This window comes from Synechococcus sp. CCY9202 (assembly GCF_034931685.1).
Classification (GTDB): Bacteria; Cyanobacteriota; Cyanobacteriia; order PCC-6307; family Cyanobiaceae; genus CBW1002.
In genome coordinates, this window is the sequence record NZ_JAYGID010000073.1 from 12,563 (window position 1) to 33,688 (window position 21,126).

Here is a 21,126-nt window from a genome sequence, read left to right on the forward strand (position 1 = left end):
CACTCAACCCTCTGGGTTGCACGGAGGCCTATGACCAGCGTCAAGCCCCTCACAGGAGTGTCTCAGACTCTCACCATCGGGGAGCTGGAAGCCAATTATTCCCTCTATTGCAAGGCCATGCGCCTGCTGCTCAAGGAGGGCAAGGCGATTGAAATGATCAAACGCACCGTCTGCTGGAGTCGCCTCGAGCAATTGCATACCTGTCTGCCCAGCCGCTACAAGTCGCCCGATTACCTCTATGTCGTTCTGAAGCGCGACATCGGCTGAGTTTCCGCATCCCAACCCCCACGCCCTCGCGCTGAACGGCCCTTTCCGGCAGGATCTCAGCGTCAACAGCCACTCCTCCCTTAGGCGGTCGCTGCTGACTCTTCCTTGAGTTTCCCTCCTGAGCTGCTGCCGTCTTGAAGTCGGTCTCCGATCCCTTCCTGCGCCGCCCGGTGCTCACCCTGGTCTGCAGCCTGTTGGTGCTGCTGATCGGCTTCGTCAGCCTGGCGGGCCTGCCGGTTGAAAATCTGCCTCCGATCGCGCCGGGTCGGGTGTCCGTGAGGGCCAGTTATCCAGGTGCGGGCCCCGAGGTGGTGGAACAGGGGGTCACCAGCCTGCTGGAGAAGCAGCTCAACGGCCTGGAGCGACTCGATTCGATCCGCTCGGTGAGTTCCTCCAACGGCAGCCTGATCACTCTCTCGTTCGAGGGTGGTGATCCGGAGATCAACCAGATCAACACTCAGAATGAAGCCACGGTGGTGGCGCGGCAGTTGCCGGCCCAGGTGGTGCGTCTTGGCGTTCAGGTGCGCCGCAGCTCCGATGATCTGCTGATGGTGCTGAGCTTCAGTGCCGACCGCAGCCAGTACGACGATGCGTTTCTGAGCGGCTGGGTGGAGCAGACGGTGCGCGACCGCCTGCAGCGGGTGAACGGCGTGGGGGAGGTGGCCCTGTTCGGTGGCAGCTCCCTGGCCTTCCGGCTCTGGCTCGACCCTGCGGCCCTGGAGGAGCGCAACCTCACGATCAAGGACATCAGCGACGCTCTCGAAGACCAGAACGTGCTCGCCACGCTGGGTCAGGTCGGAGAAGCACCATCGCCCGCCGATCAGCTTGTCACCCTGCCTCTGCGCATGGAGGGCCGGCTGCGCAGTGTCGCCGAGTTGGAGCAACTGGTGGTGGCCCGCAGTGGCAACGGCGGCATCACCCAGTTGCGCGAGGTGGGGCGGGTGGAGCTTGGCAGTGAGTCGTACGACACGATCGCCACCAACCTGGCCGGCGATGCCGTGGTGGCGATCGGGGTGTTTCAGCGCGACGGCAGCAATGCCATGGAGGTGAGTCGAGCGGTGAATGCCGCTCTCGATGAATTGCGGCCGCGCTTTCCTCCCGGGGTGGAGCTGCAGCTGATCGTGGATGAAGCCGACAACGTGCGGGCCAGCATCGACCAGACGGTGGTCAGCCTGCGGGATGCCGTGCTGCTGGTCTTCCTGGTGCTGATGCTCGGCCTGGGCAACAGCCGCCTGGCTCTGATCACTGCCGCAGCGGTGCCGGTGGCCCTGGTGGGATCCCTCAGCGTGCTGCTGGCAACCGGCACCTCGATCAATACCCTCAGCCTGTTCGGCATGGTGCTGGCCACCGGCCTGGTGGTGGACGACGCCATTGTGGTGAGTGAGGACATCGGCCGACGGCTCGAGAACGGCACCCCGCCGATGCAGGCGGCCCGCGAAGCCATGCACGAACTGGGTGGGGCCGTAATCGCCACCTCGCTCGTGCTGGTGGTGGTCTTCCTGCCGATCCTCACCCTGTCGGGAAGCCTGGGTCGCCTCTATGCCCCGATCGCCATTGCGATCAGCGCGGCGATCGTGTTCTCCACCTTCAACGCCCTCACCTTCACCCCAGTGGCCGCCAGCCGGCTGCTTCACGCCGAGCGGCGTGAGCCCGCCTGGCTGGCCCGCTGGATCACCCCTCCCCAGCGGTGGCTCGAGGCGCTGGAAGCTCCCTACGGCCGCTGGCTGGATCGGGTCATGGCCCGTCCCCGGGCGGTGCTGGCCGTTCTGCTGGTTGGTCTGCTCTGCACCGGGTGGGCCCTGCAGCAGCGGCCTACGGCCTTCATCCCCCAGGAAGATGGCGGCCAGTTGCGTGCTGCGGTGGTGCTGCCCGATGGCGCCGCCCTGCCCCAGACCCAGCAGGTGATGGAGCAGGTGCGTCAGGTGATCGCCGCGGAACCGCTGGTGGCCAGCGGGAATTTCTATGCCGGTCGCTCCTTCGGAGACAGCAGTCCGAACAAGGGCAGTGTGTTCCTGCGGCTGCGACCGATCGAGGAGCGGCGCTCCGCGGATCAGAGCAGCGCCGCCGTGGTGAAACGTCTTAATGCAGCTCTGCGCGGACAGGTGCGCAACGGTCTGGTGCAACTCAGCGAGGCCCCCACGGTGCGGGGGTTCAGCAGCGAGGGCGGCCTGGAGCTGGAACTGCTCGATACCAGTGGCGGGCAGCTGAGCCTGAGCGATTTCCAGTGGCAGGCTGAGGCCTTCATTGCCGAAGCTCAGGCCAGTGGGCTGTTCGAGAGGGTGTCGACCCGGTTCACCGCCGATTCGCCCCGCTTGCTGCTGGTGCCCGACCGGCTGCAGATGGCGTCGTTGGGGGTGAAGTTGTCCGATGTGGTGGACACGCTCGGTGCCAGCTTCGGCAGTGAATACGTCAACGACAGCTTCGAGAGCGACGAGGTGCGCCGGGTGATTGTGCAGCTCGATGGTCGTCATCGCCGCGATCAGACCGATGTGCTCTCCCTGCGCGTGCGCAACCGCGACGGACGGCTCATCCCCCTGGCCCAGCTGGTGAGGGTCGAACAGGACACCGGACCCACCACGATCAACCACAGCCGTCTGGCGCGTGCCATCTCGATTCGCGCCCTGCCCAAGGCGGGGGTGAGCACGGGCCAGGCGATGGCAGAACTGGAGAGGCTGGGCAAGAGCCAGGGCAACAGCACCGATCTCGAATGGGCTGGACTGGCACGGGAGGAGCGCAAGGCAGGCGGAGGAAATCTGCGGGTGTTCGCCCTGGGGGTGGTGGTGATGGTGCTGGTGTTAGCCGGCCTGTACGAGAACTTCGCCGACCCGTTCATCATCCTGATCACCGTGCCTCTGGCTTTGCTGGGGGCGGTGCTGGGCCTGGCCCTGCGAGGCCTGCCGCTGGATGTCTATGGCCAGATGGGCCTGCTGGTGCTGGTCAGCCTGGCCGCGAAGAACGGCATTCTGATCGTGGAGTTCGCCAACCAACGGCTGGCTGAAGGAATGGACCTGCAGGCGGCGATCCACGGCGCCGCCCTGGCAAGGGTGCGACCGATCCTGCTCACGGCGATCTCCTCGCTGGCTGGATTTCTGCCGTTGCTGTTTGCCAGTGGTGCCGGCTCAGCCAGTCGCATCAGCATTGGCACCGTGGTGTTCTTTGGCCTGCTGGTGGCCACAGTGCTGACCCTGTTCGTGGTGCCGGTGATCTACCGACTGGTGAAGGGCTGGGAGCGCCGCCGTCTGCAGCCCCACAGTTCAGCTCTCTAGCTGGCAGCTCACCGCGTAATCGAACGGCACTGCAGCCGGGGGCAGATCCAGCAGGTGGGCGACTGTGGCGGCAAGACTCTCCGGCTGGGTCATCGCGTCGGGCGTGAGCGTCTTGACGCCTACCGCCATCTCGGTGTTCACCCAGCTTGGGCAGAGGGCAGTGACCCGGATTCCGGCGTCCCAGCCTTCGTTGCGCATTGCCTGACAGAGGCCCAGCAGGGCGAACTTGCTGGCGCCGTAGGCAGCGAGGTTGCCCTTGATCCGCTTGCCGCTCATCGACACCAGCACGATCAGCCTGCCATCGCCACCGGCGACCAGATGGGGCCAGGCCGCTCGACTCAGCCACCAGGGTCCCATCAGGTTCACCTCAAGGGTGTGGGCGATCTCGCGCTCCTCGCCGCTGGCGAAGCCCACCCCCACCCGCGAGAAGATACCAGCGCAGTGGACTACCGCATCAAGGCCGCCGAAGTGTTCCACACTCGATGTGACCCAGGCCTGGGCGGCGCCGGGGTCGGTGGCCTCGTAGGGGTGGATCATCAGGGTCTCGTTGCTGCCTCGGGTGCCAAAGACGGTCTTCATCGCGTCGGGGCTGCGCACACCCAGGCTGAGCCGATGACCGCCGGCATGCAGCCGCTTGGCCACAGCCAGGCCGATGCCCCGGCTGGCTCCACTGATCAGAATTGTGCGGGTGCGATTCACGCTGGTGTCTCGCCGGGCTTCACCCATTCCAGTTCCAGAGTGGAGTGATCGATGCCCAGCTCGGCCAGTCGCTCACGGGCCTGTGCCAGCAGCGCGGTATCGCTGACGCCGTTGTTGCGGCACCGCAGATGGGCGGTAAGGGCGGTGCGCGAGGTGCTCATTGCCCAGATGTGCACATGGTGAGCTTTCTCCACGCCTGGCAGCTGCTGCAGGGTCTGGCGCACCAGGTCCAGCTCAATCGTTCGCGGTACGCCATCGAGGTTCACCAGCACCGCCTCCCGCATCAGCCCCCAGCCGCTCCAGGCCACGGCCAGGCCAACACCGACCGCGGTGAGTGGATCGATCCAATCCCAGCCGGTGCAGCTCACCAGCACAGCGCTGACCAGCACCGCCGCCGATACCGCCGCATCCGTGAGCAGATGCACCACCGCGGCCTTGCGGTTGAGATTCCGGCCGTGGTCGTGGCCGAACAGGCGTGCCGAGAACAGGTTCACCAGGATTCCCGCTGTTGCAGCCCAGATGACCGGCGTGCTGCTGATCGGCTGGGGATCCCGGAGCCGTTGCAGCCCCTCGACGATCACCACGGCGGCGGCCATCAGGATCAGCGTCGCATTGACCAAGGCAGCCAGCTGGGTGCTGCGTCCGAAGCCGTAGGTGAAGCGGCCGCTGGCCGGGCGGTCGCTGAGGTGCTCCGCTCCCCAGGCCAGCAGCAGGCCAGCCACATCGCCGAGATTGTGGATCGCATCGGAGATCAGGGCGAGCGATCCGAAGCCGACACCGATCGCGATCTGCAGGCCGGAAAGGACGCTGTTCAGCAGCACGCTCCAGCGGAATGCCGATCCCCTGGCGCCGGATATCCCTGGATCGTGGCTGTGGCTGTGGCTGTGGCTGTGGTTGGACATCACGGCCATTCGCTCAGGACTTGCGGTCGGGGGTGTCGCTTGGCCGCAGGACCAGCACTACCGACCCCGCCACGATCAGCAGGATGAGCCCCAAGCCGGCCAGCACCGGCAGCAGAACGTCGTTGTCCATGTCATGCAGGGGTGCCGCGTGCCCCATCCTGGCGGCGCGGCAGGGCATCGGCCAGTCAACCCACCGTGACCTGGTTGCGACCGTTCTCCTTGGAGGCATAGAGGGCCGCATCGGCGCGAGCCATCAGGGCCTCGGCATCATCCTGGCCGGGACTGTAGGTGCTGAGGCCCAGACTGATGGTCACCTGCACTGCCGTGCCATCGAGGATGGTGACGGCTTCCGCGACACCGAGGCGTTGCAGTTCGGCGTAGTTGCGACCGGTTTCGCTGGAGCAATTCGGTAGCAGGATCGTGAATTCCTCACCACCGCTGCGACAGAAGCAATCGGTGGCCCGCAGGCGGCTGCGGATCGTATCGGCGACGTTCAGGAGCACGGCGTCGCCCATGGCATGGCCGTAGGTGTCATTAACGCGTTTGAAATAATCGATATCAAAGCAGAGATAGCTCAGCTCGCTTTCTTGACGATTAGCGCGAGCGATCTCATCTTCCAGTCGTCGAACAAGTTCTCGACGGTTATAGCATCCGGTCAGTGGATCAGTAGTGCTGAGATGATGCAGCTCCTGACGTGATTTCTCGAGCTTGGCATTCATATCTTCCAGCTCCAGGCTGAGCCGGTTGACGCGCAGGAGCCGACTGTTGATCAGTTTCACCATGGCATTGAGCTCCAGGATGACGGAGGTTGCCAGACTGGGTACCGCGTAGAGGCTGGCTTTGCCACTGCCCTGCCTGGCCTGGTGGCGGAAGATCGGGGCCAGCACCTTCACGAACTGTTGATCGAGGCTGCGGCCCAGCCAGTGGCTCAGCAGCGCCCCGATCAGGATCACCCAGGCCATCAGTCCCACGGTCTGAGTGGTTTGACGTTGCAGCGCCTGGATCGTTTCGGCGGCGGAGTAGGCCACGGTGGTCTGGGTGGAGGTTTGGCCTGTGAGGTGACGATCAATCGTGGTGTCGTAGATCCAGTAGCCCTGTTCGAGCCTTCGCTTCCAGGGTTGACGATCACGAGGGATCTTCAAGGTCAGACTCTGTACTGAAAGGATCGGCTGATCAATGGGTTCGTAGTCGCGGGTCAGGGTCTCGAACAGTTTGGTGTCTGTGCTGTGGATTTCACCATTTCCCTGGTGGATGCGTACCTCCATGCGCTCCGTTCCATTAGGCAACGCCCGTTTCATGACGGCAAATTCAGCGTCTGTCATCGTGATCGCCGCATTGGCGACCAGTCTGAGCATGTGCTGCTCTCTCTGTTGCAGGGATAGCTGAAGATTGCGGGACAGAAGTGAGCTGACCGCGAAGGTGGGGATGGCGATGGCCAGCAAGACGATGCTGATGCTCAATCCCCGAATGGAGATTCCCTTGACGACAATTTTCCCTGGAAAGCGATATTTGATCACCAGGTAGAGCGTGAAGCCGATCGTGGTATTCACAACACTGTTCACGCCTTGCACCAGCGCCTGTGTCAGCCCGTCGACGCTGCCCAGGTTTGGCAGCAGTGCGGTGAACAGCAGAATGATCGGAGTGCCGGCTACAAGCCAGAAGCCGACATCCGCCAGGATGATGCGGCCGTTATCGGCATTGCGGCGGCCTTCGTTGAGGCGATCCAGAAACAGCTTCAGCCATACCGCTTCCAGCAAGACAACAGCAAGGCACCAGGGACCCCGTTGCCAGGTTTCCGCCAGTGCCTCAACGGCACCCACCAGAACGCCCCACCAACCGAACCGCAGCACGGCGAAGACGGTGGCGATCGATCCCAGTTGCCAGCGGGCTCCAAAGAACGGCTGAAGGGGAAGCAGACTTCCCGCCGCTGCCCCAACGGCCAGTGCCGCGACGGCCCAGTGTTCACCGAACCATTGCCTTGGGTTGGAGCCGGCAGCCCAACGCATCGGTTCTAGTCGTCAGGGTTGATCAGTCTTGCGCCCGATCGGCCTGGTCGATTGTTCAGGACAGCGTGGCTGGTGGAGTCCCCGAGTTGGTTGTCCGAGTGGATGGTCGTGATATCAGCGGTAGGGCGCCAGGCCAAACCCCTCGCGTTCGCTGAGCCCGGCCCCTGGTGATGGCACCCTTGCCGGAGGCGTCGCATAGGGCCTGACGGCGATGCCGTTGCCGCGGCCCCGGACACCAGAGGGGCTGCTGCCTCGACGCAGCTGAGCCAGCAACGGATCACAGCCTCCGGCACTTCTGATCACCTGCTCGACTTGTCGGGGGGAGATCCCTGACTCCCATCCCCTTGGCCAGCCCCGTCGCTGGGCCTGGTGGTTGACCAGAGTCCGGGCCTGGACGCGGTCGAGTTGGCCATCTGAGTACAGGCACTGCACGACGGCCAGGCTGGCCAGCTGGTCGGACGGTCGGCGAGGAACGGTCGTCGGAAATTGCGGCCGATTGCCGTTGTCGTTGAGTCCGGGAATACCGAATCCACCACCAAAACCACCACCAAATCCGCCTGGAGCAAGGCTGGAGAACTGACTCAGGGCTGCCATGGCCAGGGAGAGAAGCAGGTCGTTCATGGTCGAATCCGGGCTTGATGAGTCAATGAAGAGAGGCGTCAACCGCAATAGCGTTCGAACAGTTGGATCACCTGCGATGGGGGCAGCTGGGCTGTGTATCGGGCCTCCAGCTCTCCAGCCCGTTGGCGGGCTGGATAGAGCCGCAGGGAAGCCAGATCCTGTGGTGATCGTTTGGCCAGGGCCTCGGCCATGGAGCGGTGGTAATTCGGATCGGTGATGGCACCGCCGCGGCAGGCCTGCATCCGGTGGGTGGCCTCATGGGCCAGGGTGTTCCAGACCTCCCTGGGGTTGCTGTGCACTCTGCAGATCACGATCGTGTCGCTGCCGTGGCTGTAGAGGCCCTGCAGCCCCCGCTGGGTGCAGTCGCGTTGCACCACCCGAACCCCGGAACGCTTCAACAGCAGCCGCAGGCGATCGATCGCTTCCCAGTTGGTCGCCCCTGCTGCCGTGGGGACAAGGGCCAGGCCGATGGTCGCCAGCCCCAGAAAGGCAAGCCCCAGGATGTCGCTCAGGCTCCGTTCAAGACGAATCGGGGCCTCAGGGGGCCTGGGCTCCTGGGGGGTATGGGTATGGGGCACGGCCAGTGGCTGGCCATCAGCCCGTGGGACGTGATGGGGGAGATTCATGGCGGCAGGTGAGCCACGTCTTCACTGTCCGTCCGAACGGGCCCGTCAGGTGTGACTTGCCGTGGCCAAGGTGTGACCGGATGTGATCACAGACTCGGTTGGGGGGCTTCCTTCATCGTTCTGGGTGACGACAACCATGCGCGAAGAGCGGCGGTGAACCCAAATCTCCGGGGATTCCGCTGGCACCTGCTCCCATGGTGAACGGTTGCCAGGTGCGCTCACCGGACGTGGCAACACCGAGTCGGCGAGCGATCGGGTCGGCGCTCCTCTGGGGCAGGTCGCTGTTGCGGTTCGTGAGTATCCAGTGATTCCGGGGCGTTGGTGAGCACCCGTGGCGGGCATGTCCAGCGGCCAGGTGCCGAATCCCCGGGAGACAAGCTGCGACTGGTCCGAGCTTGAGCCACAGGGTTGGATTGGACATCGCCCGTGACATGGAAGAGCCCCACGTTGAACTCCGCAACTGGCTCATGAAGTTCCGACAAGCACCCTGGCGGCAGGTGATGGTTGCGCGCAGGCGCGGACTGTGCGGCCGGGGTCGATCGCCTGGCCAGAAGCACCTGCAGGCGAAGTGGAAAAGCAGGGCCCGGCGCAGCTTCCGCAAAACAACGTTACAATTCTCACAATCTTTGGATTGAGCAGTCGTGGGTGAGCTGGTCGATGTGGGTGGAGGACTCCAGGGTGGCTTCGGGATCGTGTCTGGGATGGTCAGCCTTTTCGCCCTCGGCCTCTACGCCCTTCTCCAGGGTGATCGGGAGAACAACGATGACGACGACAATCACGGCGGTGGCTTGATGCAACCAGTGGCTTGATGCAACCAGTGGCCTGATACCTCCTGGAGTCTTTCAGGCCTGCTCAGGGGTTTCTGGCTTTTCAGGGTCCAGCTGTGCCCGATAAGCCGCTGGAACCAGCACCAGGAACAGCAGCCACCACAGCAGCACCCCCGAGGCCACAAAGCCGCTCAGCCACCAGCGGTGCAGCAGCCACCAGCTCGCCGCCACCGCCACCACTCCCGTCAGCAGAATCGACCAGGGCTGGCACCACCAGGGCTTGGTGGACCAGATGCCCGGGCAGGCTGTCGCCTGGGTCGATTGAATCTGCGGCAAGCCTGAGCGCGCATTGGACACGGTGGGTTCGGACACAACCGTCCTGGAGGCTCACAACCCTCCCATGGTCCCTTCACGGCAGCCCTTCGGCTCCACTCCATGCCCATGACCACCAACGCGCCGCCTCTGACCGTTCGCCCCGACCCGGGACTTGCATTGCCGCGTGGCAGTCAGCGGCGCACCACCCTGCTCCAGCACAACGCCGGCCTCTGGCAGGGCACCTTCATCCGACTCGACGGCCAGGGCCACGAGCTCGACCGCTTTGCCAGCCATCTGGAGGTGCAGGAACTGATCACCGGAACCGAGGATCAGGACATCCCTGAGATCGAGGCGGCCCTCACGAATGGCAGCACCGGTGCGGTCCGCACGATGCGCTTCCGAGAGCCGCCCTCGGAGATGCAGATCGCTGCCGATGGCCACTGGAGCCTGGGCCCGAGCCGGATCGGCCCCTGGACCTGGGTGAGTGAACTGTGTGTGGTGCTGGGCGAGCGTCGCCGCAGGGTTGTGATCGAGCTCGCCGCCGAGGGCCTCTCCAGCCTGGTCTACGTGAACGAAGGGCGCCCGGGCCGCCAGGATCCGGTTCCACCAGCTCCACTTCGTCTGCCGCCTCCCACCACCGTGTGGCAGGCCAACGGTGTTTCGCTGCTCCGCTGGCAGCCGGAAGCGGATGTGCTGATCGATATCCCGCTGCAACGTCAGCCGGATCAGCCCCAGCTGGTGGCCCTGCAGTGGCAGCCGGCCTGGGCCAGCCATGGCGCTCGCATCGAGCGGCGTCACGATCGTTATGGCCTGCTTGAGTCGATCAATTGCAGGGCTCCAGAACCGCAACCTTGATCCCGTGGCGATCGCGGTGGTTCAACCGGGCCTTCAACCCAGCTTGGCCACCACGCCCACGAAGGCCATCACCAGCAGGGCCACGCTGACCAGAAAGGCGATGCCGAAGCCGGGGCCACGCTTGTCCGGCGCCTGCATGTAGCCCACCGCATAGGCGATCCGCGCGCCGATCCACACGAAGCCAAGGGCGCAGGCCACGCCGGCCTGGTTGAGGGTCACCGCCATCCAGAAGGTGGGCAGGAAGAACACCAGCTGCTCCAGGGTGTTCTGCTGGACCCGCAGGGCGCGCTCGAATTGTTCGGGTCCTGTGGTGGCGGGGGGCTTGACCTGATGCTGGACCCGCGCCCGGCCCACCAGCAGGGCCGTGGCCTGGTACAGCACCAGGGCCAGGATCGTGACCAGAGCAGGCAGGGGCGGCAGGCTCATCGGAATGGGGCGGCAGGGGCCTGGGTCAAAGCGGATCGTCTCATGGCCAGCCGGATCCAGCCACTACCACCACCCATCCTTAGGGCTTGAACGATGGGTCTGGAATGATTCAGATCCATGCCTGCTCGAAGGCTGCCTGGATGCGGGCGGTGATGGCCTGGGTCTGCTGCCGAGGTCGTCCGGCCGTGTCTGGCCCATCCGGTGCGGTGGCCTGAGCCGGCGGCGGGCCCTCCGGCCGCAGCTGGATCGGTTCGGCCACCTTGAGCCGCACCTGCCGAGGCCCGAGCCCAGGCCGGCGCGGCAGCCGCGCCCCCTGCAGCCTCTCCAGAGCGTCGTGGAGCAAGAGGGATGTTTCGGCGAAGCGCTCGAAGCTGGGGCGGCGTGCCACGTAATCGCCGGACACCGCCACCAGGCCCTCCGCCAGTCGCATGTGCACCAGGGCCATGGCCGCATCACGGGCGAGCCAATCGGCCAGGGCGCGATCCAGGGGGGCCAGAGCGCAGCGGGGCGGCAGGTCTTCGCGGAACTGGCGCCGCCAGCCCTCTTCCTCCAGCCGGCGGCACCGTTCTTCGGGGGTGCCGCCGCCGCTGAGACCGAGGCGGTTCTCCGCCACCGCCAGGGCCCGATCGAGCAGTGCCCGGATCCGCTCACCCCGGCCGGGCGCATCCGACCCCCTCCCCTGGGCGGCAGTCTGCCGGGGGGCAGGTGCTGGGGACCCCAGCTTGAGTTGCGGGGCGAGGCGTTCGTAAAACCGCTCCAGCTGCTCGATCAGCACATCCCCGATCGCCAGCAGCCGCGGGTAGAGCCGCAACGCCGTTTCTGTGATGGCCCCGTTGTCCTGGATGGCGGCGCTCTCCGGCGCTTCAGCCTCTGGCATCGTGCCGGCCCGATCGCTTGTCAGACCCACCAGCCCTTCCAGCCGCTCCAGCAGCTGCTCCAGTGCTCCCCAGTTCCGGCGGCGGTAGCGGTACTGCGGGCTGATCGGCACGATCCACACGGCTTCGCTGCGGCCGGCACGGTCCAGGTCCTGCACACACCACAACCCCAGCTGGGCCACACCGTTCTCCAGGGGGCCCAGCTGCTCGCCGTGGCCGTTGGTGGCCCCCTCCGGAGCCACCGCAAAGGGACAGGCTCCCTCCAGCACCAGGCGGCGACTGGTGCGCAGGGCCGTCCAGTCGGGGCGCCGGCCGCGCCGCAGCGACACTCCCCCCAGGCGGGAGAGCACCCAGGCGAGGCCGCGTCCGCCCCAGAGCGGCATGCCGCGGTCGTAGAGGAACTGGGCATGCAACGGCAGATGCAGGCGCACCCCGTGTCGGCGGGCCAGGGCCGGCACCCCGCGGGAGAACAGCCACAGGGCGGCGAGGGGATCATCCACTTCCCCATGGCGGAACGCCAGGATCAAGCGCAGGTTTCCGGCCTGAAAGCGCTGGAAGGCCTCCACCAGATGCTCCCCCTCCACCAGCTCCAGCCCTTCGATCCGCGCCGGCAGCCACACGAACCAGCGGAAGCGCAACAGCAGCGGCAGCAGGCCATGCAGCAGTCGCACCATCGCCATGCTCAGGCGGGGCGGGATCGGTTCCAGGCCCTGGCCGTTTTGTCCGTGCATGGGGGTCACGGCGATCCGGCCGGCACCGCCAGCAGGGCCTCGATCCAGCTCCGCAGGTCAGCCAGCACCTCCTGGCGGTCCAGATCGTCAAAGAGTTCGTGGAAGCTGGCTGGGTAGAACCGCCAGGTGCTGGTCGCTTCCGGCAGCCCGGCGAAGAACCGTTCCGCTGCCGCCGGCGGGGTGACGCCATCGGCGCCGCTCTGCAGCAGGAGCAGCGGCAGGGTGATCCGGGGCGCCTCCGTCTGCAATCGCCCAGCCACCGCCAGAAATTCGGTGGCCAGCCGCGCTGAGCAGAGGGTGTGCCGGTAGGGGTCGCGGCGGTAGGCCTCGAGGCGGATCGGATCGCGGCAGGCCAGCTTGAGGGGGAAGCCCGTGGACAGGGTGAAGGAGGGCCAGATCCGTGAGAGGAGGCGGGCGCACAGCAGGCGCCAGGAAGCTGCTCCTGTTTCTCCGACGGCAGGATTCGAGACCACCGCCCCGATGAGCCGGGTGCTGGCCTCATCCGGATCCAGCACCGCATCCAGCACGAGGGTCCCTCCGAGGCTGTGACCCAGCAGCAGACAGGCCAGGTCCGGGCGGGCTGCGGTCACCTCGCTGGCGAGGAACTGATCCAGACAGTCGCGGTAATCGCTCCAGGACCGCACCATCCCCCTGGGACCGTCCGAACGGCCATGGCCCGGCAGATCAAAGGCGAACACCTCCAGACCCCAGCCCACCAGCTCCTCGGCCAGGTCTGTGAACAGACCGCTGTGACCTCCGATGCCGTGCACCAGCACCATCGCCGCCCGGGGCGGCTCCGCACCGCTCCAGCGCTGCCGGTAGAGCCGCAGACCCGCAGGTGCCAGGCTGGTGGTGGCGGTCCACCAGCCTTCCTGCCGACACACCGCGCCGCTCCACTCAGCGGGCTGTCCTGAGGTGGGGTGCCCGGACGCGGGGCGGGATGGCTGGGGCATCCGTCTGGCGGGAGAAGGGGGCGTCCCCAGGGTGCAGCCGATGGGCTGACGCTGCATGGGTACGACGTGCTAAGAAAATCTTCGTCAGCGGTGACATCCGCCAACAATGCGGGGGTCCTCCGCCCCTCAGGCCATGCCCGTCGGAGCACCCGGGCAACCCCAGCCGCTGGACAGCGTTGGCAGCGGGGGACGGGATGGGGATCCTGCTCCCGGCCTGGATCTGGTGGCGCTGCTCAGCCTGGTGGGCTGCCTGGCGGCGGCGCTGCTGATGGCCCACGGCATCGTTCGGGTCCATCAGGCGGGTCTGGTTCTGCTGGGCGATCCCGAGGCCCGCGCTCAGCAGGTCAGCCGGCTTCCCTCCAGCGGGCGCGACTGAACGCAGGCCAGCCCGCCGCCCTCAAGGCCGGAGTGCATCCATCGCCACCACGCCCCGTGGCGTCCCGTCGTTTCCCCTTCGACCACCTTGCCCCAGACCAAGACTGAGACCCAGGCCCAGGGTCAGCCTCAGACCAAGTCGAAGACTCGGACCCTGCCCAGCTCCGCGCTGCCGGCCGGCCCGCGTTCCCCCTGGGTGTTGCAGACGTTCGGCTGGATCCGCTCACCCTTCCGTTTCATGCGGCGAGCCGCCAGCCGTTACGGCGATGCCTTCACGGCACGGCTGGGAGGGGGCGGAAGGCCGCTGGTGATGCTCAGCGCGCCGGAGGATCTGCGCACGCTGCTCAATCAGGATGACGGCGATCCGTTCGATGCCCCCGGGGACCTCAACGCCCTGTTCGAACCCTTCCTCGGCACCGAGTCGGTGATCGGCATCAGCGGCGACCGACATCGCCGCATGCGCAGATTGCTGATGCCTCCCTTCCACGGGGAGCGGATGCGTTCCTATGGGCAGACGATCGCGCAGATCAGCGATGCGGTGATCGATGGCTGGCCTGTCGGAACGACCTTCTCCGCCCAGAAGGCGATGCAGGTGATCTCCATGCGCGTGATCCTCTCCACCGTCTTCGGGCTGGCGGAGGGGGAGCGCTACCGGGAGCTGGAGCGGCTGCTGGTCGCCCTGCTGGATCAGATGAGCAGTCCGGCGAGTGTGAGCCTCCTCTACTTCCCGCTGCTGCGGCTTGATCTGGGGCCGCTCAGCCCCTGGGGCGGCTTTGTGCGCCGGCGTGCCGCGATCGATGCCCTGATCAATGACGAGATCGAGCGGCGCCGCCGGCAACCCGAGGCGTTTGAGGTTTCGAGCGACATCCTGTCGCTGCTGCTGGCGGCACGGGATGAGCAGGGGCAGCCGATGACGGACCAGGAGCTGCGGGATGAGCTGATGACCCTGTTGGTGGCTGGCCACGAAACCACCGCCACCGCCCTCACCTGGGCGCTCTACTGGCTGCATCGCAGGCCGGAGCTGCGTCTGCGCCTGCAGCAGGAGCTGGCTGGAGTTGATGCTGCCGCCGACCCCACGGCCGTGTTGTCTCTTCCCTATCTGGCGGCGGTCTGCAACGAGACCCTACGCATCTACCCGGTGGGCATGCTCACGTTTCCGCGGGTTGTGCGCCGTCCCGTCACCCTGGCAGGCCAGCGCCTGGAACCGGACACGCTCGTGATCGGCTCGATCTATCTGGCTCACCGTCGCCCGGCCGTCTATCCCGATCCCGAGACCTTCAGGCCCGAGCGCTTCCTCGAGACCAGCTACAGCCCCTACGAATTCCTCCCGTTCGGTGGCGGCAGCCGGCGCTGCATCGGCATGGCGTTCGCCCAGTACGAGATGAAGGTGGTGCTCAGCCGCATTCTCAGCCGCGCCAGCCTCGAACTGGACGCCACCCATGCCGCCCACCCGGTGCGGCGGGGCCTCACGTCGGGGGCGTCGCCGGTGCGTCTGCGTCGGACGGGATCGCCCCACTCCCAGGGTTGAGGGCCGCGGCCAGCCCGGCGAACCAGGCGGTGTACTGGCGATGGCCGCCGGCGAAGAGGTACTGGAGTCGCAGCGGATCGGCGGGATCGCTGATCCCCTCCACCGCTTCCCAGGGGGGCTCAGCCCCAGGGGTGCCCTCCTGCAGGCCATCCCCCAGACCGGGCCGGCGCACCTCGCCGCGGCTGCTGTCGACGAAGAGCACCAGGTTGTCGGTGCTGAACTGGCGGCCGAGATCCTGAACCAGCCGCAGGAAGCCCCGGTCACTGCCGCCCCGCAGCCGTTCGTTTGAACCGGGCTTGATCGGCTGGGAGGTCACCGTGTCGCCGACGCCCACCAGCTGCGGCAGCGTGGCCGGATCGAAGCGCTCCTGCGCCAGCCGCAGCAGATCTTCATGGCGGCGTGGTGCCGTGCGCACGGTGAAGTCGGCCCCGAGGGGATGGCGACCGGTGCTGCGGTGCACGTGCTGATTGAGCAGCACCAGCACGCCCGCCTCCTTGACGGCACCGCTCAGCATGAACTGGAAATCAGTTGTGCCGGCATCGCCCGCATGGCCGGGCCTGAGCAGCTCGCGGTCGCCGCTTCTGCCGAGGTTGGGGGCGAGGTGCACAAAGAACGACCCCTCCAGCCCGGCTGCCGCCGCCTGATCGAGCAGCCCCTCCATCAGGCCGGCCATGGCCTGTTGCAGCCGGCCCCACAGCTCCGGTTCTGCCCCGAAATAGGGGAAGAGGGTATTGATGTTCAGGGTGGGGGAGACCTGGTTGTCGAGCACGGCGGTCTGCACCAGTGCCTCCAGTTCGTCGCCCCGCAGACCGAAGGACGGCCCTGCCAGCACGGTGGTCAGGTCCTCGCGCAGCCGGATCGGCACATGTTCGAGAAAGCTGAGTTCGGCATCGCTCACGCCGGGATGCTCGATCCGGCCGTGGCAATCCTGGATCTGCACACCACCGCCGGCCAGACCCGGCAGGTAGAGGCCCTCGCGGCGCACCGCCTCGGCATCGCCCACGGCCGCTTCGACGATGGGATTCATGCCGCGGCGGCCGCCGTGCTCGCCGTTGGTCAGCACGGCGAAGCTCCCCTGCATCGCCTTGCAGGCCCGCAGGTAGGCCGGATCAACCCGGCGCTGCAGGGGATCACGCACCAGGGGCATGCAGACCCCATCGAGATCCTGGATCAGCAACAGCGGCCGTGACAATCGGGACCGGACTGCTCCGGCCCCTGTGGAGCCAATCCTTCTCCCCTGGCTCAGCCCCTCCAGCAGACGGTCATGGTCACCACTGAAATGGGCGCTGCTGAGCTGGGAGATCGCCAAGGGCCATGGGTGAAATGTCTTGGGGCATCATCAGACTGCCCCTGCTCAGATCCATCGCCTGCCATGCAGCTGCGCCATGGCTGATTCCGCAGCCCGGAGCTCGCGCTCGGTCTCGATCCAGCTCTCATTGCCGATCGGCAGGAGTTCCACCTGCTCGGCCAGCTGAGCATGCAGCACCTCCAGCCGTTCCCGCAGGGCGGTCAGCCTGGAGCGGGTGCGCAGGGTGGACATCTGCAGCTTGGATGCGCTCGCAGGGGCCACAGGACATGCAACCGACATGCTCGGTTGGAGGGAGGGCGGCGGGATGTCCATGGGGACCTGTTGCGGAGAACAAGTGACGCGGTCCGGCTGAAGGCCCGACTGGCCCGGCTTCACCGATCCAGCAGGCTGCGGACTGTGACACGTCCAAGGTTGTCCCATCCAACCCAGTTCTGGCCTGGGCTCTTAATATTTAGTTTCGATTTGGCGGGGTCTGCGGGGGTGGGAAGTTGGCACGAGATTCGTGGCCTCGCGTCAGCCTCAGGCACCGGCCTTCTGGAGAGAGCGGCATGACCCCAAACCGTCTCCCCCCTCAAGGACGCCACCGCCATAGACGGTCCCCGAGAGGCCGTCAGCGACTGCCTCGGTTGCTGTTCCCCATCGTCCTTGCGGCGTGGTTGGCGATCACGGTCGGGGCGGGACTGCTTCAGGGGGCAGGCGCGACACCGCTCGGGCCCGTGATTCCCCAGGCCGCAGTACCGGCAGAGAAGGGATCCGCGGGATCGCTCACCAAGGCCGCCTCGCAAGCTGCGGGGCCCGAGCAGGTGGAGCTGGACGGCCGTCCCCTGTTCGGCGTCTGGTCATCGAATGAGTTCAGTGCCGAACAACGGGTGGAGCCGGTCAACCGCATCCTCCAGCAGGCCGTGCTCTCCCGTCGCCCCGTGCAGATCACGGTGCGGGAGCACAACAACCTTCCCGTGCTCGCCCTCGACGGGCAGGTGCTGATCACCGTGACCCGGCGCGATGCCCCCGATGGGCTCGACCCCTTTGCCCAGGCCCAGCGCTGGAAGGCGGAGCTGGAGAAGGCGATCGAGCAGGGCCGCCGGGAGCGCCATCCGGATCACGTTCGCCGCAGTCTCCTGCTGGCCGCAGCTCTGCTGCTGCTTGCCTGGCTGGGTCAGCGCGCTCTGGGGTGGCTGGGCCGGAACCTGGCGCAAAGGTATTTCGAGCCGGCTGCGATCGATCCGGCGCGCCCCATGCGCGTTCAAGGTCTGCGCTTTCTGCTGCGCAGCGGGATGCTGGCGCTGAAGATCGGTCTGTGGATCTCTGCGATCGCCCTGGCGGCTCAGCCGTTTCCCAGCGCCCGGATCGGCTTCTATCGGGTCGCCACCGCCCTGAGCGACAGCCTCGCCTCACCGTTTCTTCCCTTGGGAGAAAACAGCTACTCCGTCCTGGATGTCGTGGTGTTGCTGGGTCTGTTTGTGCTGCTCACCCGCCTGGTTGGGGTCCTGCAGGGGCTGTTACGCAGTCGGGTCCTGCGATACACGGGCATCAACGTGGGAGCCCAGGAGGCGGTGGCCTTTGTGGTGCGCTATGGCCTGCTGTTCATCGGCACCCTGGTGCTGCTGCAGCTCTGGGGCCTGGATCTGTCCTCTCTCACTCTGTTCGCGGGTGTCCTGGGCGTGGGCGTGGGCCTCGGTCTGCAGGGCATCACCAAGAATTTCGTGAGCGGTCTGGTGATCATCTTCGAGCAGCCGATCCGGGTGGGGGATTTCGTGGAGATCGGTGATCTGCAGGGCACCGTGCAGCGGGTGAATCTGCGCAGCACGGAGGTGCTCACCCTGGATCGGATTGCCATCATTGTGCCCAATTCCGAGTTCCTCGAATCCCGGGTGGTGAACTGGAGTCACGGCTCCACCACCTCCCGCCTGCAGGTGCCTCTGGGGGTGGCCTACGGCAGTGATCCGCAACAGGTGACCCAGGCCCTGTGCGAAGCCTGCGCAGATGTGGACGGCATCCTCAAGGAACCGGAACCGCAGGTGTTCTTCCAGGGCTTCGGCGACAACGCTCTCAACTTCCATCTGCTGATCTGGATCAACCAGCCACTCCGTCAGTATGAAATCATCAGTGCCCTGAACTACCGCATCGAAGCCGTTATGCGGCAATACGGCATCACGATCCCCTTCCCCCAGCGCACCCTCCATCTCAGCGAGGGTGCGCTGCAGCTGCAGCTGCCGACGGAACTCAGTCGTGCTCTGTTGGGAGGGCTTCCAGGCCCACAGGTTGGAGCCGATGTCTCCACCAAGGGGATGCCGCCCGGCTGATTCCCTGCACGTCTACCTGGGGGCCGCCTCGCTGGATCTGTGTGCTGCAGCATGGCTCAGGGTTCAGCCACGCAGGCGTCGATCTCTGCATAGGGTGCACCGAATGTGCCGCAGGATCAACGGATGCCGATGGGAGGAATCAACAACACCGCCGCCTTGGCCATTCTCAGCACCCTGGGCGGCATGGCCCTTGGCGCTTTCGTGGTCTGGCTGGCGTCGCGTCTGCTCAAGCGCTGGGTGATGCGGCTGGTCGGGCGAACCAGCAGCCGCACCGACGATCTGCTGGCCAGCCTGGTGTTGAGCACGATCACGCCGCTGGCCTATCTGGGGGTGGCGGTCTGGGGGTGGCAGAGCCTGGTGTCTGAGCTGCAGGCCCTGGCCGCCGGTGCCTGGCTCGACCGGGTCGTGGAGGGGGCCTTCCAGTTGGTTGCCATCGTGCTGGTGGTGCGCTTGGTGAACAGCAGTCTGTTGCTGCTGTTGGATCGCTCGCTGCGCCGGTTCGGCAAGGACAGGCAGATCGCCACTCTGCAGAGTCTGGCCCCGATGATCCGCACCTTGTTCTGGTTGCTCGGGGGACTGGTATTCCTCCAGAACCAGGGCGTGGAAATGGGCGCGATCTATGCCTCCCTGGCGGGTGCCGGCATCGGTATCGGCCTGGCCCTGAAGGGGCCAGTGTCGAACTTCATTAACTATCTCACGATCCTGCTGGATCAACCCTTCGAAATCGGGCAGGTGATTCAGTTCGGCGGGCACTGGGCCTCGGTGGAGAGAGTGGGAATCCGTTCATCGAGTCTGCGCAGCCTCGATGGCGAGCGCATCGTGATCAGCAACGAAGATCTGCTCAGCCAGACGATCCGCAACTTCGGCGATCTGCCCCGCCGCCGGCTGGTGCATCACATCGGTGTTGAATACCAGACCTCACTGGAGAAAGTGCGCCGCATTCCTGCGCTGTTGCAGCAGGTGGTCGAGCAGGTGCCGCCGGCTGAGTTCGATCGCTGTCATTTCGTGCGGTTTGCAGACAGCGCTCTCGAATTTGAATTTGTGTATTTTGTCCCAGGTGGTGATTACGTCCTGGCTCTGAATGTTCAGCAAGAAGTGAATTATCAGATTATGGAGAAATTCCTCGATGAAGCCATCGCCTTTGCTTACCCAACGCAGACCCTCTTCCTCGAAGGGGGCTCAACACCCCCTGCAATGCCTTCAACAGGGTCCTCCGCAAACTCTCCTCAAGTCATTTCAGCCAAGACTTGATTATTGGAGCTTCGCTATGTCCATGGCTGCCTTTCAGTCAAGTAAAGCAAATCCAAGATCTTAGCCATGGGCAAGAGCTCGCTAATGATTCGCCGGTCGAATGTGATCCGAACACCGTGGCTTTCATGGTCTCAATGACCGGCGACTAAGGCCTGGAACCACCACGTCCCTCCGTGTAGGGACGACATCGTCATGGCGCGCCGGAATGTCTTTCCCTACTGTGGGCTCACCCGCTGTTTCACAGGGACTCGCCTCCATGTTCGAGAGTTCTCCGCCTGCTCCGGCTCAACTTGATGTTTTCGAAGCGGTCAGGCAAGGCTGGGCGGCCTTCAGCCGGGCCCCCTGGGTCTTCGTGGGGTTCTCCCTGCTGCTCACGGTGGTGAATGCGATTTTCAGTGGCATTCAGCGGCTGGGTACCAATGCAGAGGGACTGCCAATCAGCGGGCCGATGGCGTTGGTGGCGCTGCTGGGGGCTGTGGCCGGTGTGATCGTTAGTCTCTGGGGGAGCGTTGCCCTGGTGCGGGGATCCTGGAGCGCTCTTGAAGGTGGTCAACCCAGCTTCGCGACCTTCGTGCGCTGGGATGGGGCGGCCATGATCCGGCTGTTTCGCAACGGGTTGGTGCTCGGCGTCCTGGTGGGGTTGATGCTCCTCGTGGCCGCCGGCCTGGCCTTCGGAGTGGCGCAGCTGAGCCAGTTGCTGGCAGTCCTGCCCTTGCTCGTGGCCCTGCTGGTGCTGATCTATGTGGTGATCAATCAGAAGTTCCTGGCCCAGGTGAGCCTGCTGGAGGGACTTGGCCCGATCAGCGCGATCCAGCGGGGCCGCGCTGTGGTTGACCCGCAATGGGGCCAGGTGCTGCTGCTGGGCCTGGCGGAATTTGCCGTGATGCTGCTCGGCTTGATGGCCTGTGTTGTGGGCCTTTTCGTGGCCATTCCCGTGGTGGCCTGCATCAGCACTGCCGCCTACCGGCAGGTGTTCGGGACCACCGATCTCACCGGCCTGATGACGGGCAGCGACGCTGGACAGGATGCGGCCTCCCTGGTCTGAGACCCC

Annotated in this window: 20 protein-coding genes; 8 read left to right on the forward strand and 12 right to left on the reverse strand. The window is 65.7% G+C overall.

Annotation, left to right across the window (positions count from 1 at the left end):
- Positions 1–30 precede the first annotated feature (30 nt).
- Both VB777_RS10365 and VB777_RS10370 read left to right on the forward strand, forming a co-directional pair.
- Positions 31–267 carry a DUF3136 domain-containing protein gene (locus tag VB777_RS10365; protein ID WP_197156567.1) on the forward strand — a complete coding sequence of 79 codons (237 nt, stop codon included), beginning with the start codon at positions 31–33 and terminating at the stop codon, positions 265–267.
- 134 nt (positions 268–401) lie between these two features.
- Positions 402–3,533: an efflux RND transporter permease subunit gene (locus VB777_RS10370; protein WP_323248754.1), complete on the forward strand. Its 3,132-nt coding sequence runs from the start codon at positions 402–404 to the stop codon at positions 3,531–3,533.
- Here VB777_RS10370 and VB777_RS10375 read toward each other — a convergent pair.
- From VB777_RS10375 to VB777_RS10405, 7 genes are all read right to left on the reverse strand, one after another.
- Complete coding sequence (locus tag VB777_RS10375) at positions 3,522–4,232, reverse strand: SDR family NAD(P)-dependent oxidoreductase (RefSeq protein ID WP_323248756.1); 711 nt, start codon at positions 4,230–4,232, stop codon at positions 3,522–3,524. The two genes, VB777_RS10370 and VB777_RS10375, sit on opposite strands and share 12 nt — an antisense overlap.
- Positions 4,229–5,143 carry a cation diffusion facilitator family transporter gene (locus VB777_RS10380; RefSeq protein WP_323248758.1) on the reverse strand — a complete coding sequence of 305 codons (915 nt, stop codon included), beginning with the start codon at positions 5,141–5,143 and terminating at the stop codon, positions 4,229–4,231. The genes VB777_RS10375 and VB777_RS10380 overlap by 4 nt, the downstream gene beginning before the upstream one ends.
- Before the next feature lie 176 nt (positions 5,144–5,319).
- Positions 5,320–7,140 (reverse strand): GGDEF domain-containing protein, encoded by a 1,821-nt coding sequence (locus tag VB777_RS10385; RefSeq protein WP_323248759.1) that lies wholly within the window; start codon positions 7,138–7,140, stop codon positions 5,320–5,322.
- A gap of 114 nt (positions 7,141–7,254) precedes the next feature.
- Positions 7,255–7,761 (reverse strand): hypothetical protein, encoded by a 507-nt coding sequence (locus tag VB777_RS10390; RefSeq protein WP_323248761.1) that lies wholly within the window; start codon positions 7,759–7,761, stop codon positions 7,255–7,257.
- 38 nt (positions 7,762–7,799) lie between these two features.
- Positions 7,800–8,387 (reverse strand): hypothetical protein, encoded by a 588-nt coding sequence (locus VB777_RS10395; protein WP_323248763.1) that lies wholly within the window; start codon positions 8,385–8,387, stop codon positions 7,800–7,802.
- A gap of 617 nt (positions 8,388–9,004) precedes the next feature.
- Positions 9,005–9,184, reverse strand: coding sequence for a hypothetical protein (locus tag VB777_RS10400; protein WP_323248765.1), 180 nt, complete (start codon positions 9,182–9,184; stop codon positions 9,005–9,007).
- Between the two features lie 45 nt (positions 9,185–9,229).
- Complete coding sequence (locus VB777_RS10405; RefSeq protein ID WP_323248767.1) at positions 9,230–9,511, reverse strand: DUF6737 family protein; 282 nt, start codon at positions 9,509–9,511, stop codon at positions 9,230–9,232.
- 84 nt (positions 9,512–9,595) lie between these two features.
- Here VB777_RS10405 and VB777_RS10410 point away from each other — a divergent pair, with 84 nt between their 5' ends.
- Entirely contained in the window at positions 9,596–10,324 is a 729-nt protein-coding gene (locus VB777_RS10410; protein ID WP_197156557.1) for a DUF3598 family protein, read from the forward strand.
- Between the two features lie 33 nt (positions 10,325–10,357).
- Here the strand turns inward: VB777_RS10410 and VB777_RS10415 are convergent, their stop codons facing one another.
- The 3 genes from VB777_RS10415 to VB777_RS10425 all read right to left on the reverse strand — a co-directional run bounded on the left by VB777_RS10415 (position 10,358) and on the right by VB777_RS10425 (position 13,366).
- The gene (locus tag VB777_RS10415; RefSeq protein ID WP_197156556.1) at positions 10,358–10,750 is read right to left on the reverse strand and encodes an MAPEG family protein; all 393 of its coding nucleotides are present in this window, start codon (positions 10,748–10,750) and stop codon (positions 10,358–10,360) included.
- Between the two features lie 109 nt (positions 10,751–10,859).
- Positions 10,860–12,365 (reverse strand): 1-acyl-sn-glycerol-3-phosphate acyltransferase, encoded by a 1,506-nt coding sequence (locus VB777_RS10420; RefSeq protein ID WP_323248769.1) that lies wholly within the window; start codon positions 12,363–12,365, stop codon positions 10,860–10,862.
- The gene (locus VB777_RS10425) at positions 12,362–13,366 is read right to left on the reverse strand and encodes an alpha/beta hydrolase (protein WP_323248771.1); all 1,005 of its coding nucleotides are present in this window, start codon (positions 13,364–13,366) and stop codon (positions 12,362–12,364) included. The genes VB777_RS10420 and VB777_RS10425 overlap by 4 nt, the downstream gene beginning before the upstream one ends.
- A 76-nt stretch (positions 13,367–13,442) precedes the next feature.
- On the opposite strand from VB777_RS10425, the gene VB777_RS10430 reads away from it, so the two are divergent.
- Both VB777_RS10430 and VB777_RS10435 read left to right on the forward strand, forming a co-directional pair.
- Positions 13,443–13,685, forward strand: coding sequence for a hypothetical protein (locus VB777_RS10430; protein WP_197170495.1), 243 nt, complete (start codon positions 13,443–13,445; stop codon positions 13,683–13,685).
- An 87-nt stretch (positions 13,686–13,772) separates the two neighbouring features.
- On the forward strand, positions 13,773–15,212 hold the full coding sequence (locus VB777_RS10435; protein WP_323248773.1) for a cytochrome P450: 1,440 nt from the start codon (positions 13,773–13,775) through the stop codon (positions 15,210–15,212).
- On the opposite strand, the gene stpA is transcribed toward VB777_RS10435, so the two are convergent.
- Both stpA and VB777_RS10445 read right to left on the reverse strand, forming a co-directional pair.
- Positions 15,151–16,521 carry a glucosylglycerol 3-phosphatase gene (stpA, locus tag VB777_RS10440; RefSeq protein WP_323248775.1) on the reverse strand — a complete coding sequence of 457 codons (1,371 nt, stop codon included), beginning with the start codon at positions 16,519–16,521 and terminating at the stop codon, positions 15,151–15,153. The genes VB777_RS10435 and stpA overlap by 62 nt on opposite strands.
- A 45-nt stretch (positions 16,522–16,566) precedes the next feature.
- Positions 16,567–16,752: a hypothetical protein gene (locus VB777_RS10445; RefSeq protein WP_197156544.1), complete on the reverse strand. Its 186-nt coding sequence runs from the start codon at positions 16,750–16,752 to the stop codon at positions 16,567–16,569.
- Positions 16,753–17,177: 425 nt separating this feature from the next.
- Between VB777_RS10445 and VB777_RS10450 the strand changes: the two genes are divergently transcribed.
- The 3 genes from VB777_RS10450 to VB777_RS10460 all read left to right on the forward strand — a co-directional run bounded on the left by VB777_RS10450 (position 17,178) and on the right by VB777_RS10460 (position 21,120).
- On the forward strand, positions 17,178–18,824 hold the full coding sequence (locus VB777_RS10450) for a mechanosensitive ion channel family protein (RefSeq protein WP_231597973.1): 1,647 nt from the start codon (positions 17,178–17,180) through the stop codon (positions 18,822–18,824).
- A 129-nt stretch (positions 18,825–18,953) separates the two neighbouring features.
- Positions 18,954–20,075 carry a mechanosensitive ion channel family protein gene (locus tag VB777_RS10455; RefSeq protein WP_323248777.1) on the forward strand — a complete coding sequence of 374 codons (1,122 nt, stop codon included), beginning with the start codon at positions 18,954–18,956 and terminating at the stop codon, positions 20,073–20,075.
- Between the two features lie 352 nt (positions 20,076–20,427).
- A complete protein-coding gene (locus VB777_RS10460) occupies positions 20,428–21,120 on the forward strand; it encodes a hypothetical protein (RefSeq protein ID WP_323248779.1) in 693 nt (230 codons plus the stop codon).
- Positions 21,121–21,126: the final 6 nt, after the last annotated feature.